This is a genomic window from Pleomorphomonas carboxyditropha (assembly GCF_002770725.1).
Lineage (GTDB): Bacteria > Pseudomonadota > Alphaproteobacteria > Rhizobiales > Pleomorphomonadaceae > Pleomorphomonas > Pleomorphomonas carboxyditropha.
The window spans coordinates 1-13,771 of sequence record NZ_NQVN01000016.1; the positions used below are offsets into that span (position 1 = coordinate 1).

General features: G+C 63.6%; 12 protein-coding genes. 6 read left to right on the forward strand and 6 right to left on the reverse strand.

Annotated features, from left to right (window positions below; genetic code table 11):
• Positions 1–2,341: nitrate/nitrite transporter (locus CJ014_RS19080; RefSeq protein ID WP_100082195.1), on the reverse strand; the 2,341-nt coding region annotated here is incomplete at its 3' end.
• A 169-nt stretch (positions 2,342–2,510) separates the two neighbouring features.
• Between CJ014_RS19080 and CJ014_RS19085 the strand changes: the two genes are divergently transcribed.
• The 5 genes from CJ014_RS19085 to CJ014_RS19105 all read left to right on the forward strand — a co-directional run bounded on the left by CJ014_RS19085 (position 2,511) and on the right by CJ014_RS19105 (position 7,215).
• On the forward strand, positions 2,511–3,236 hold the full coding sequence (locus CJ014_RS19085; protein ID WP_245427452.1) for a cyclic nucleotide-binding domain-containing protein: 726 nt from the start codon (positions 2,511–2,513) through the stop codon (positions 3,234–3,236).
• A 497-nt stretch (positions 3,237–3,733) separates the two neighbouring features.
• Positions 3,734–4,051 (forward strand): SHOCT domain-containing protein, encoded by a 318-nt coding sequence (locus CJ014_RS28045; protein ID WP_100082093.1) that lies wholly within the window; start codon positions 3,734–3,736, stop codon positions 4,049–4,051.
• Positions 4,052–4,160: 109 nt separating this feature from the next.
• A complete protein-coding gene (locus CJ014_RS19095; protein ID WP_165790912.1) occupies positions 4,161–5,324 on the forward strand; it encodes an efflux RND transporter periplasmic adaptor subunit in 1,164 nt (387 codons plus the stop codon).
• A complete protein-coding gene (locus CJ014_RS19100) occupies positions 5,321–6,454 on the forward strand; it encodes an ABC transporter permease (RefSeq protein ID WP_100082095.1) in 1,134 nt (377 codons plus the stop codon). Before CJ014_RS19095 ends, CJ014_RS19100 begins: the two co-directional genes overlap by 4 nt.
• 35 nt (positions 6,455–6,489) lie before the next feature.
• Positions 6,490–7,215, forward strand: coding sequence for an ABC transporter ATP-binding protein (locus CJ014_RS19105; RefSeq protein ID WP_425351931.1), 726 nt, complete (start codon positions 6,490–6,492; stop codon positions 7,213–7,215).
• Positions 7,216–7,223: 8 nt separating this feature from the next.
• On the opposite strand, the gene CJ014_RS19110 is transcribed toward CJ014_RS19105, so the two are convergent.
• The 5 genes from CJ014_RS19110 to CJ014_RS19130 form a co-directional block, all read right to left on the reverse strand.
• Positions 7,224–8,441 (reverse strand): GTP-binding protein, encoded by a 1,218-nt coding sequence (locus tag CJ014_RS19110; RefSeq protein ID WP_100082096.1) that lies wholly within the window; start codon positions 8,439–8,441, stop codon positions 7,224–7,226.
• 156 nt (positions 8,442–8,597) lie between these two features.
• A complete protein-coding gene (locus tag CJ014_RS27385; RefSeq protein WP_165790913.1) occupies positions 8,598–9,134 on the reverse strand; it encodes a disulfide bond formation protein B in 537 nt (178 codons plus the stop codon).
• A 65-nt stretch (positions 9,135–9,199) separates the two neighbouring features.
• Positions 9,200–9,790: a permease gene (locus tag CJ014_RS27390; protein ID WP_118847933.1), complete on the reverse strand. Its 591-nt coding sequence runs from the start codon at positions 9,788–9,790 to the stop codon at positions 9,200–9,202.
• On the reverse strand, positions 9,787–10,266 hold the full coding sequence (locus tag CJ014_RS19125) for a permease (RefSeq protein WP_100082099.1): 480 nt from the start codon (positions 10,264–10,266) through the stop codon (positions 9,787–9,789). The genes CJ014_RS27390 and CJ014_RS19125 overlap by 4 nt, the downstream gene beginning before the upstream one ends.
• Before the next feature lie 262 nt (positions 10,267–10,528).
• Entirely contained in the window at positions 10,529–12,274 is a 1,746-nt protein-coding gene (locus tag CJ014_RS19130) for an FAD-dependent oxidoreductase (RefSeq protein WP_100082100.1), read from the reverse strand.
• A 483-nt stretch (positions 12,275–12,757) separates the two neighbouring features.
• Between CJ014_RS19130 and CJ014_RS19135 the strand changes: the two genes are divergently transcribed.
• On the forward strand, positions 12,758–13,720 hold the full coding sequence (locus CJ014_RS19135; protein WP_100082101.1) for an aldose epimerase family protein: 963 nt from the start codon (positions 12,758–12,760) through the stop codon (positions 13,718–13,720).
• The last annotated feature ends 51 nt before the right edge of the window (positions 13,721–13,771 follow it).

Here is a 13,771-nt window from a genome sequence, read left to right on the forward strand (position 1 = left end):
CCCCCGGCTGATCCTTGATGCCGATGAACCAGAGGACGCCGGCCGTTCCGGCCATCATCAGCGCGAACACCCAGACGGTGACGCGGGCGCCGCCCTGCCGGTCGGCCAGCCAGCCAGTCCCCGAACGAGCGAGTGCACCGACGAGCGGGCCAAGGAAGGCATAGGCCAACGCGTTGACGTCGGGGAACAGCATCTTGGAGAGCAGCGGGAAACCGGCGGAATAGCCGATGAACGAGCCGAAGGTGCCGGTGTAGAGCCAGCACATGATCCAGTTGTGCCGGCGCTCGAAAATCACCGCCTGCTCGGAGAAGGATGCCTTGGCCGACGCAATGTCGTTCATCCCGAACCACGCGGCAAAGGCTGCCAGAACGATGAAGGGCACGAAGAAGAAGCCGGCGTTCTGCAGCCACAGCGGCGCCGGTCCGGACGCGGCGGCAACCATGATCGGCTCGCCACCGAGCTTGCCGAACATCCCCATCGTAATGACCAACGGCACGACGAACTGAACGACCGAGACGCCGAGATTGCCGAGACCGGCGTTGAGCGCCAGCGCGTTGCCCTTCTCCGACCTGGGGAAGAAGAAGGAGATGTTGGCCATGGAGGACGCGAAGTTGCCGCCGCCGAAGCCGCAGCACAACGCTAGGATGAGCAGCGCCACATAGGGCGTCTCAGGGTTCTGGACGGCATAGCCAATGCCCAGCGCCGGGATGACCAGCGACCAGGTGGTCAGCGTCGTCCAGAGACGGCCGCCGAAAACCGGGACCATGAACGAGTAGAAGATACGCAGGGTTGCGCCCGACAGGCCGGGCAGAGCCGCCAGCCAGAACAGTTCATCGGTGGTGAGATCGAACCCGACCAGAGGCAGCTTGCTGACGACCACCGACCAGACCTGCCAGATTGCGAAGCTGAGCAGGAGCGAGGGAATCGACAGCCAGAGGTTCCGCTGGGCGATGCGACGACCGGTCGCGTTCCAGAAGGTCTTGTCCTCCGGCTGCCAATCGGTGAGCACGGCCTTGCTGGGGGCGATCGCCGCGACGGGCTTCGGCATGTCCAGCATTTCGGGGAATGGTGGCAGCGCGGCGAGCGCCGGACCGGCGGCGGCCCGCTCCATCTGGCGAACGGTCACGTGCATCCAGGTCAGCGACACGGCGACGACGACGAACAGCGCCATGAAGCAGGATGTCCAGAGACCCGTCAGGTCGAGCAGCACGCCGAACAGGACCGGCAGCACGAAGCCGCCGAGCCCGCCGATCATGCCGACAAGGCCGCCGACCGCGCCGACGTGATTGGGGTAGTAGACGGGGATGTGCTTGTAGACCGCCGCCTTGCCGAGGGCCATGAAGAAGCCGAGGATGAAGACGGTCACGGTGAAGCCGACGAGCCCCATTCCGAGATGGAACCGGATTTCGCCGTGGGCGCCTTGGATGACATAGTCGGCGGTCGGATAGGAGAGGATGAAGGTGGCGACGATCGAGACAAGGAAAGTCCAGTAAAGGACGCGCCGAGCGCCGTAGGTATCGGAGAGGTGCCCTCCGTAGACACGGAACAGGCTGGCGGGAATCGAGAAGCAGGCCGCAATGATGCCCGCCGTCTCGATATCGAGATCATAGACGCGAACCAGATACTGCGGCAGCCAGAGGGACAAGGCCACGAAGGCGCCGAAGACGAAGAAATAGTAGAGCGAGAAACGCCAGACCTGAACGTTCTTCAGCGGTTCCAGCTCCAGCAGAGCGCTCCTCGGCCGATCGCCGGTCAAGCGACGCTGCCGGATGACCGGGTCATCCTTGGTCGCAACCCAGAAAAGAACGGCCATCAGAGTCAGCGCCACAGCCCACACCTGGGCTACCGTCTGCCAACCGAAAGCAACGAGAACGAAGGGCGCAAGAAGCTTGGTGACTGCCGCGCCGACATTGCCCGCCCCAAACACGCCGAGAGCGATACCCTGCCGTTCGGGTGGGAAGAAGCGGGACACGTAGGCGACACCGATCGAGAAGGAGCCACCTGCGATGCCGACGCCGAGAGCCGCCAGAAGAACCATCGGGAAGGTGTCGGCGTAGGCGAGCAGGAACGTGGCCGCCGCCGCCGCCAGCATGTTGAGCGTGAACACCAGCCGACCGCCGTAAAGGTCGGTCCATATTCCGAGCACGATGCGGATCAGCGATCCGGTGAGGATCGGCGTACCGACCAGAAGTCCGAACTGGGCTTCGGACAGCTGCAAATCCTCGCGCAGCTGGATGCCGATGATGGCGAAGATTGTCCAGACGGCGAAGCACACCGTGAATGCGACGGTGCTCATGCCGAGCGCGCGTGCCGCACCTTCCTGCCCTGCGACTTTCATCATAGTTCTCCGACAACCTAGGCGCTAATACGATAGCGGGAGTGGGGCCTCCATCCCATCACGACCTTTGCCGAAGCATCAGCGTCAGACATTGATGCAGAGCAACTTCAAGCGTGATATACATCACATATTGGCGTAACCACCGTCAATCTTTGGGATTAGAGCACAGAGAATGGAAAGTTCGTCGCCTGCCGTGATGACACCCGAGGAACTGCCAATCCTACGCGGCCTCGCCGACGGCCGTCGTCGTCAGATCATGGAAAACACGTTGCTGCATACGGTTCCGGCCGGCAGCGTGTTGTTCGAGCAGGGTGATACTCCGAACTTCCAGATCGTCGTCATGTCGGGATCGGTTCAGTTGTTCGGTCGCTCGACCAGCGGGCGTGAGGTGCTTGTCGAAGTTGTGTCGCCGCCCGATCTGATCATACCGGCTGCCGTCGTTACCGGCGCGCCCTACCTGATGCGTGCGCGAGTGCCCGAACCGTCCACATTCCTGCTCATTCCCGCGCGCGCCTTCCGCGATTTGGTCGCATCCGATCTGGCACTGGCCAATTCGGTGATCGGCAGCCTGGCCACCCAGTTTCGTCGCATGGTGAGGCAGATCAAGAGCCTCAAGCTGCGCTCCGCTGCCCAGCGTATCGGCTGCTATTTGCTGACGCTGTCGGAGCGGCAGGGCACCCCGGAAAAGGCAGTGCTGCCCTACGAGAAGAACCTTATCGCCTCGGAACTCGGCATCACACGCGAGTCTTTCTCACGCGTTCTGGCGAGCCTTGAGAAGCACGGCATTCGCATCGACGGCCAGACCATCTGGATTGACGACGCGAAACAGTTGGCGAAGGAGTGCGTTCCCGACCCGCTGATCGACGGCCACGAGTTCGGGCTTATGTCGAGGGACTGAGCACTCTCCGAGATTGCCAAGGACCTCATGCGTTTGGGCGGTTTTGATACCCTCCGCAACCGGCTCGGCAACTGAATCTACCATTGGGCACCTATTGGCACCCAGCACGATCCTGTCAGCCGGGCTAAGTACGATGCGCTCAGGAAGAGAGACCATAATCATGCCCGCACCCTCCGGTCGGTCGCCGACCGCCTCTTCGCTTCCGCATGAGCCATGCCCATGGAGAGGATTGCGTTCAAACCCAAACAGGCGCCGCGACCTTCTTGGTGAAGGCGGTGAGTCCCCCTCCCCCATTACCGCCGCGACCTACCCCGCGTCACGATTTCCGCAAATGCAGCTCATTGGGTCAGAGGAAATGTAACATTCCAACCAGGGCCGTTTATCTGCGACAACCTGTTACAACAAAGTGGCCTCCGCGAGGTTGCGGCGCAACATTTTGACTTTACTGAATAGTTGGCTGGCCCAAGGGGCTTCGATCTGAAGAAGCGGAGTCGAAAATGTTCTGCAGGAAACATCTTGTCGTCGCGGCCGTCTTGGCCGGCGCCATGGGCACGGCTGGCGCGGCCCACGCGTTCGGGCTTGGCCATGGCCCCGCAGGCTATGGGCCCGGCACCTTCTGGCAGCATGGCGGCCCCAGCATCCTATGGATCGTGCTGCTGGCGATCGGTATTTTCTGGCTCGTCCAGGCGCGGACCAACCGAGGTCGCCCCTCCGTCCGAGATACGGCTTTGGAGGAATTGCGCCGACAATATGCTAGCGGCAAGATTGACCATGAGGACTTCCTGCGGCGCAAGACCAACCTGACCGGCGAGTGAGAGGCCTATCGGGCTAAAAATCGCAACCGGGAGCGTCATGGCCAAGCCTTGCCGCCGCCCGTTCTCCGAGGCAGCAACAGCCCACGAGAAGCCTTCAGGAGTTACCGTCATGCGCCGCAATCGCGTCTTGTTTGGCCTAGCCCTGCTTGCCCTGGCAGCGGCCCTGGCGGGCGTCGTCTGGACGGCCTTTCTTCGCCCGATCGATGTGACCGTCGTTAGAACCGAGCGAAACGTGCCCATCCAGGTGTTCGGACTGGGGACGGTAGAGGCGCGGGTGCTGTCTAGGGTCGGCTTTGAGATGCCCGGCACCTTGACCGAGCTTCACGCCGACAGCGGCGATCGGGTTGCCAAGGGGACACTGCTGGCCCACCTCGACAGTCGCGAGCAAGCGGCCAAGGCGGCCCAGGCAAGAGCGGCCCTCAAGCAGGCGGAGAGTTCCATCCGTCAGTCTTCCGCGGCCTTGGAACGCGCGGACGCTACGGCCAGGCAAAAGGAACAGATCAACAAGCGCCGGCAACAGCTCGTTGCCAGTGGAGGTGTCTCCACGGAAGTGGCCGAAGACGCCCAGGCGGCCGTCGATATCGCACAAGCCGATCTGTCGCAGGCCCGGAGCACGGTCGAGGTCGCCCGTGCCAACCGGGAACAGGCCGAAGCCCTCCTGTTGCTCGAGGAGACGAGGCTATCCAAACATGCGCTTTACGCCCCATATGACGCCATCGTGGTGGCACGCAACCTCGAACTGGGGTCGATGCTGACGGCCGGCGAACAGTTGTTCACCCTCGTCGACCCGACCTCCGTCTGGGTTCTCGCCTATGTCGACGAGAGCAAGGCCGGACAGTTGAAGGTCGGCCAGCCCGCCGAAGTGATGCTGCGCTCGATGGCCGACCAACGCTTTGCCGGCGAGGTCGCCCGGATCGACATCGAAAGCGACCGTGTCAACGAAGAGCGCCGCGTCTACGTGCGGTGCGTTCGCTGCCCCACCGAGATTCACCTCGGCGAGCAGGCCGAAGTGCTGATCGACGTGGACGCGCTCGCGGAGGCCCGGCTTGTGCCGCAAGCGGCCGTGCTGGATCGCAAGGGCTCAGAAGGCGTCATCTGGACGGTGGAGGACGGCCGACTTGCCCGGCGGCTGGTTTCGCTGGGCCAGACGACTTTGGACGGGCGTATGGTCATCACCGGCGGCCTGACGCCGGAAGCTCGGATCGTTGCGAAGGTGGAAAGTGGCTTCCGGGTCGGGCGACCGGTTTCGGTGAAGGACGGAGAGGCGCCATGAACCTCGCCTTTCGCGATATTCGCCACAAGCTCGGGCGCTTCATCCTCACCTGCCTGGGGCTGAGCCTTCTGCTGGGCGTCGTGGTGACGATGGCGGGGATCTACCGAGGACAGACGGCGGATGCGCTGGCGCTCAGCCGCGCCATTCAGGCCGACATCTGGGTGGTTCAGGGCGACACCAACGGTCCCTTCGCCGAGGCGTCGCGGATTCCGGGAGACACCCGCGAGATGGTGGCCCGCATGGGCGGCGTCACGGCGGCCGGGTCGCTGACCTTTCAGACGGTTCAGGTCAAGCAAGGCAGCCGCCGACTGAGGGTGCAGATCATCGGTTTCGAGCCGGGCCGCCCTGGCGAGCCCGCCAACCTGATTGCCGGCCGGGACATCCATCGCAGCCACTTCGAGGTGATCGCCGACCGCCAGGCCGGCGTCGGGCTCGGGGAAAAACTGACGATGGGCCGCAACGTCTACACGGTGGTCGGCCTCACTGAGGGCAACGTCACCCTATCGGGCGACTCGGTCCTCTACATGACGCTGCTGGATGCCCAGCAACTGCAGTTCGACGTCACCCCCGCGGAAGGCCGGAGGGAGGTCTCCCGTGGGGCCTTGCGCGTCAACACCAACATCGTCAACGCCGTCGTGGCGCGGGTCTCGGCCGGTTTCGACGTGCAGGAGGTGGCCGAAACGGTTCGACGGTGGAAGCACCTTTCCGTTCTGACCGAAGCGCAGCAGGCGGAAATCCTGACCCGTACCGTCATCGAGCGCGCCAGCCGTCAGCTTGGCTTGTTCATGTCGGTGCTGACGCTGGTCTCGGCGGTGATCATCGCCCTGATCGTCTACACGCTCACCATGGAAAAGCTGAAAGAGATCGCCACGCTGAAGCTCATCGGTGCGCCCGATCGCACCATCATCGGGCTCATCGTGCAACAAGCCCTGATGATGGGGGTGGTCGGCTTCGGCTTTGGGACAACCCTGGTCGCGCTGGCCAAGGACAGATTTCCCCGCCGGATCGTGATGGAGTCCGGCGACCTCGTTGGTCTGTTCATTGTCGTCGTCTGCGTCTGCATCCTGGCCAGCGCGGTCGGCGTGCGTATTGCCGTGCGTGTCGACCCAGCCAAGGCCCTGGTCGGCTGATATCCGCCAAGCCTCCTTTCAGGACGAGTGCCCGCATGTCCACCGTCGATGTCGATATGTCCCCCCAGCCGACGGCACCCGCCGCCGCCTTGGTCGAAATCCGCGGGGTGTCCAAGCACTTCGGCGAAGGAGAGGCACGCGTCGATGCCCTGCGCGACGTCGCCTTCCGCGTGCGGGCCGGCGAGGTCGTCGGGTTATTGGGGCCGAGCGGCTCCGGCAAGAGCACGTTGCTCAACGTCATCGGCTGTATCGTCGAGCCCAACGAAGGATATGTGGCGCTGGACGGCGAGGTTGTCTACGACCACCGTTGGCTCCGCAAGGACCTGCGCCACCTGCGCCTCGAGAAGATTGGCTTCATCTTTCAAACCCATAATCTTCTGCCGTTCCTGAATTGCATCGACAACGTCGCGCTCGTGCTCCATCTCGCCCGCGTTCCGCGATCGGAAGCGCGGCAGCGCGCCGTCGAACTGCTGGAGTATCTTCAGGTCGGACACAGAAAGAACGCCATGCCGGCGCAGTTGTCAGGCGGTGAGGCTCAACGCGTGGCGATTGCCCGGGCGCTCGCCAACCGTCCCCGCATCATTCTCGCCGACGAGCCGACAGCCGCGCTCGACTCCGAGCGCGCCGGCATCGTCATGGACCTGCTTCACAAGTTGGCCGTCGAGCAGCAGGCCGCCATCATCGCAGTGACGCATGACGAAAAGATCCTGGGGCGCCTTGACCGCGTCGTCCGGTTGCGTGACGGGAAAATCAGCCTGTAGCGCGTTGCCTACGCCCAGACAGGAAACGGGTCCGGCAGGTCGCGATAGGCTTGCGACTTGAAGGGGGCGGACGTTTCCGGGATCAGGCAGCGGTCGAGCATCGAGGTGATCCGCCCTCGTTTCATCTCCTTGAACATGCCGATGAAAACGATCTCCTGGCGGCGGTCGCCGTATACGGGGTCGAAGGAGGCCCTCGCTCGCGCCACGATCTCCGGATCGCCGGGCCAACGCTCCGGCGGCACGGCGGCCCACCAGATGCCGAGCGGTTTGACGGCCGCCGCCGCTCCGGCAAGCGAGAACTCGCCGACCCAATCTGGCCGCGTTGCCAGCCAGAAATGTCCCTTGGCCCGGATGACGCCGGGCAGCGGCGTCTCGACGAACTCGGCGAAACGTTCGGGAACGAGCGGACGGCGCGCCTTCCAGACGAAGCTGGTGACGCCATACTCGGCATCCTCGGGAACGTGCTCGGCATAGCCGTGGAGTTCCTTGTACCAGCGCGGGTGCCGGTGGGCGCGGTCGAAATCGAACAGGCCGGTGTCGAACAGCTCGCCCGCCGCCACTCTGCCCCAGTCGGTTTCAATCAGCCGAGCATCCGGGTTGAGGGCGCGGATGATGGCGCGGGCTGCATTGCGTTGCGCCTCGCTGGCGTCCGACACCTTATTCATGACGATGAGGTCGGCAAACTCGATCTGCTCGACCAGGAGATTGACCAGCGTCCGCTGGTCGTCTTCGCCGACCATCTCGCCGCGATCGGCCAGGAAATCGGTGGAGGAGTAATCCTTGAGCAGGTGAATGGTGTCGATCACCGTCACCATGGCGTCGAGGCGGGTGAGATCGGACAGGCCGCGGCCGGCCTCGTCGCGGAACTCGAAGGTGGCCGCGACGGGCAGAGGCTCGGAAACGCCGGTGCTCTCGATCAGCAGGTAGTCGAAACGCCCCTCCTCGGCGACTTGGCGCACCCTCTTCAGCAGATCCTCGCGAAGCGTACAGCAGATGCAGCCGTTGGTCAGCTCGACGAGCTCTTCCTCGCCGCGGCTCAGCGACGTTTCCCCACGCACCAGATCGGCGTCGATGTTGACCTCGCTCATGTCGTTCACGATCACGGCGACGCGTCGGCCTTCGCGATTGTTCAGGATGTGATTGAGGAGGGTTGTCTTGCCAGAGCCCAGAAAGCCGGACAGCACGGTGACGGGGAGGCGATTGTCGGCGCTTTGGTGGTGGGTCATCTCGGCTCGGCGTAATAGTATAACATTACACTGGTAGCAACTCCGCTTGCCTGCCGTCAATGGTCATGGAGACCTTGCATGGCCCAGGTAGAGCCCTTTTGCCCGTCTCCCTTGTGACCTGAAGCAATTCGGCACCGTCGGAAATCCTGGCGCCGTTCAAGCTCTGAGGCGCCTGCCCGACAGCAGGAGATAGCGGAGCACCAGCAGGATGATTGCCCCCATCGCCAGGATATTCCAGTTCGCCAGACTGAGCCCGAACAGCCTGAAGGTCTCCAGGTCACAGGGGATCGTACCCTGCTGGCTCAGTGATTGCATGATGTCTTCCGTCGAAAACCGGGCCTGCATTCCGTCACTCGTGCAACCATCCGGATAGCCTAGCAACCCCCACTGTGCGCTCGACTGCCACGCACCAATGATCGCGCCGATGAGTGCGATCATCCCGACAATCCCGAGCGCGCCCGGTCTCAACCGAGCGGCGACGGGAGAGAGACAGGCAAGCCCGATGGCGGTGATCGCCCAGTGCACGTAGCGCTGCCACCAGCACATTGGACAAGGGCGAATTCCGAACCCGTTCTCGAGCACGAAAGCGCTCACGGTGAGTATCCCGGCTACCGCCGTGATCGTCGCCAACGGCTTGGAGTTGATGAAACTCCAAACGAGCCGCGCGTATTCCCGGATAGCGAAGCTTGACATAACGAGGGTCCTCCATTCGTGCTCGCAATTATGAGAGTCCCACCCCACAAGACGAGCCGCCATATTCATCCGGCGGTCGGGTTGGGCGGGCGATGTGTAGCCGGGGCAGAGTCCCGGGGCCGGCTTGCTGCCATGTCGTTGACGACGAACGTCTTGCCGAAGGCCTTGTCCATCACGATCGCCATGACAAGGAAGACCGGCACGGCCAGCGCCGCTCGCAGCAGGGTGAACTTGAGCCCCAGAAAACCGACTTCGAAGCCGATCATGGGCAGCTTCAGCGTGCTGAACGCCCCGAGATAGATGAAGATGTTGCGGGGGCTGGTGCCCTTCCGCCACATCAGGCCGGCAACGGGAAACGCGCCATAGAGCGGGCCGACCTGCAGCATCGCAAACAGGATCATCCATAACGACGACTTCCAGCCCGACCCGTCACCGGTGTGCCGGGCCACCACCTCGTTGGGCATCCAGGCGTCGACCAACCCGATCAGAAGGAAGATGACCGGCAGGACGACGATCATCTCCAGGGCAAAGTCCCTGAAGCTGGCAGCGGCGCGCTGGCCTCCCTCCCAGCCGAAGACGAAGGACAGGACGAAGACCAGCCCGAACAGGACGATGATCATCAGGTCGATCCGGTGCCTGGCGAGATAGCTGCTCACAGAAGACTCCAGACGCTTGCCATGGTCAGTCCGATCACCAGGGCGCCGATCAAGCTCAGCGCATTGCGAGCCACGGCGACCCTCGTTCCGAAGAACCTGCGCTCCAGAGGCAACGTGACGATCCCCACCATCATCAGCGTGGTGATGAAGACGGCAATCACCGGATAGCCCACGCCGCTGTCGATCAGCATGCCGGCCATGGGATAGGCGGCCGGTCCGGGGATCAGGGCGACCGAGCCGACAGCGGCGGCGATGACATAGGCGATCGGACCGGACTCCGCGCCCAGCCAGCCCCGAATGGTTTCCGGCCCGAGCGGCGTCAGCACCGCCGCGACGAGAATGAGGATGGCCAGCAACGACGGCAGCAGGTTGAGGAACATTCTCGTGCCGGCCCGCAGGGCCTTGACGGTCTTGCCTCGGTCCGCCGCCAGACTGAGCAGGAACAGGGCAAGGGTTGCAACATAAAGCAGGATCACGAAGGGCCATTGCCTCCTGGCGTGGCGCGGAGCGAGTTCGCGCCTGCTGTGCGGTTCATTCCGGAACCGCCGCCGATCGGCTTGTCTCAACCGGCTCGGCGGCGGCTCCGGGCAAAGGGCGGCGGAAGGCGTTGGCTGTGCCGAACGGGGCCAAGCTTGCCAGCGCCGGCGCCTTGGCGAAGCGCCGTTCCGTTGCCCTTAGGGAGAAGGTCCGGCAGCGTCTGAAGTCGCCACCGGACCAATCGGGGTTTTCCGTCCTGCCTCAGCCGTGTAACCTGCTTGCGATCTCGGCGGGGTCGAGCTGACGGATGTTCTCGTAGTCGAACAGATCGGGGTTGGACTGCTTCTCCGTCGCCCAGGCATAGGTCTTGAAGCCGCCGGTCAGGTTGCTGACCTCATCGAACCCGGACTGCTTCAAAATGCGATAGGCGACGTAGCCGCGAAGACCGACCTGGCAGAAGACGACCAGCGGCTTGCCGCGACCGATTTCGCCCAGCCGTTTCCTCAACTGGTTGAGCTCGATGTTCCGGGCGCCCGGCAGGCTGGCGATCGCATATTCCTCCGGCGTCCGCACGTCGATCAGCTCGATCGTGTCGGGGGCATCGCGCAGGATGTCCCTGAGTTCGCTCCAGCCGATGATGTCATGGCTGCCGTCGAGCACGTTGCTCGCCACGTAGCCGGCGACATTCACCGGGTCCTTGGCCGATCCGAACGGCGGCGCATAGGCAAGCTCCAGATCGGCGAGGTCGTCGACCGTCATGCCGGCCTTGATGGCGGTGGCGATCACGTCGATCCGCTTGTCGGCGCCGTCGATGCCGATCGCCTGCGCCCCGAACACCCGCCCGTCGAGGCCGTAGACCAGCTTCAGGCTGATCTGCTGGCTGCCCGGATAATAGGAGGCATGCGAGCCGGAATGGGTGATGCTGGCACGGTAGGGAATGCCCAGCGCCTGCACCGCGGCTTCGTTGAGGCCAGTGCAGGCGGCGGCGAGATCGAACACCTTGAGAATGGCCGTTCCCATGGCGCCACGGTATTTCTTGCAGGCGGAAGGATCGGCGGCCAGCATGTTGTCGGCGACGATGCGCGCCTGCCGGTTGGCCGGGCCGGCCAGCGGGATCAGCGCCGTCTTGCCGGACACCTTGTTGACCACCTCGATGGCGTCGCCCACCGCGAAGATGGCGGGATCGGAGGTCCGCAGGTGCTCGTCGACCTTGATACCGCCGATGGCGCCGAGTTCGAGGCCGGCGTCACGGGCGAGCTTCACCTCCGGCCGCACGCCGATGGACAGGATGATGATATCGGCCTGGATGCGCTTGCCGGATGCCAGGAAGACGATGGTGTGGTCGGCGCGGTCCTCGAAATGGTCCACCTTGTCGCCGAGATAGAGCTCGACCTGCTTCTCGCGCATGTGGGCATGGGCGATGGCGGCCATTTCGTCGTCGAACGGCGGCAGGATGTGCGAGGCGCCTTCCACCACCGTGGTGAACAGCCCGCGATCGTGGAAGTTCTCGGCCACTTCAAGGCCGATGAAGCCACCGCCGATCACCACCGCCCGGCGCGGCTTGTTCTCGCCGAGCGAGGCCATGATGCGATCGAGATCGGGGATGTTGCGCAGCGTGAAAATGCGCGGCGAGCCAATGCCGGGGATCGGCGGCTTCAGGACTTCGGCGCCGGGCGACAGCAGCAGGCGATCATAGCTCTCGACCGTTTCCTCGCCGCTGTCGAGGTTGCGTAGCGTCACCGTCTTGTGGGCGCGATCGATCGACAGCGCCTCGGTGCGCGAGCGAACGTCGATGGCGTAGCGCGCCGTGAACCCCGCCTCGGTGGTGACTAGTAGCTTGCCGCGCTCGGCGATCGCACCGGAGATGTGGTAGGGTAGCCCGCAGTTGGCAAAGCTGATATACGGCCCGCGCTCGATGAGGACGATCTCGGCCTGCTCGTCGCTGCGGCGAAGACGCGCCGCCGCCGTGGCTCCGCCGGCCACGCCGCCGATGATGATGATCTTCATGCCCGACTCCTTCTTTTTTATATTCGTATGTTCTCATGTTAAAATCGAAAGCGGATGTCATCCAAGATCGCATCCGCGCGAATGGATAAGTTCCCGGCTCCCCGCTCCGCGGCCTCGGGCGGTCAACGGGGAATGGACAACGGCCTGTCAATGTCGCGTTATGGGTATCCTCCCAAAACGCCGAGAGCAAGATCGGGAAAGCCCTGTTCTTACTTGGTCGATGGCGGCGCGTTCAGCGCGCGCCACAATGACCTGGAGATAGATGAGGACGACACCGGCCCGACCGTGCCTTTCCGCTCTTGATCGCGGTTCGCGCAATTCCGGCCTTGGGGGTAGAATGGGGTGTCCGGGCAGAGCTTGGGCGTGTCGGCTGCCCGAGAGAAGGCTGTTTATCACCATAAGGATGGCCCGAGAACCGGACACGACATCGGTCGATGGAAATATCCGCCAGACATGTCCGTGGCGGCTTGGGAGTGAAACGATATGGCTGGCCAGCACAAGCTCGTAACGATCAAGGGCGAGAGCGGTCTGAGAGCAATTCTCAGTCCGGTCGGGGCAAAGCTCGTGGCTCTTTACGTTCCGACCAGGGATGGCGGCGAGGTCCAGGTGGTCATCGGATCGTCGGCCCATCCCGACGATGTCGGCGCGGATGCCTCGGGTGGCGCCATCTGCGGTCGTGTCGCCAATCGCATTGCCGGCGGCACGTTCGAGCTCGATGGACAGCGTTTTGACCTCCCCATCAACAAGGCGCCGAACACCCTGCATGGTGGACCGGTCGGCTTTTCGCGCCGCGAGTGGACGGTGGCCAAGGCCGAGGAGTCCCTTGTCGAGTTCGGATTGCTCTCGGCGGATGGTGACATGGGATTCCCCGGGAAGCTCGATGTCAGGGCCACCTATGGTATCGAGGGCAGCTCGCTTTATCTCGACATGACCGCCGAAACGGATCGGCCGACGCCCATAAACCTCACCAACCACGTTTATCTCAACCTCAGCGGGGCTGGCTCGGCATTGGCCCATCAGGTCGAAATCCCGGCGTCGCACTACACGCCTGTCAACGAGGCGCTCATTCCGACGGGGAAAATCGCCGACGTGACCGGAACGCGCTTCGACTTCCGGCGTCCCAGACCCGTCGCGGAGGATTACGACATCAACTTCTGCCTGGATGCCGGCCGTGGCCCCTCGCATCTGGCCGCGCGTCTGGTCGAACCGGACACGGGCAGGAGCATGACGCTGTCGACCACCGAACCCGGCGTTCAGCTCTATACGGCGACCCATTTTTCCGAAGCGCTGATTTCACCCTTCTCCAAGGTCGTGAAGCACGGCGGCATAGCGCTTGAACCTCAGACCTACCCCAATGCCATCAACGAACCGGCTTTCCCGTCTTCAGTATTGCGGCCAAGCGGGCGTTATGCTCATCGGATCGAGTGGGCGTTCTCGGGTTTCTGACCTTGGGCCGGGCACTGGCCGGGGGGTACCTCCCCCGGCCCAGGCCGGTTT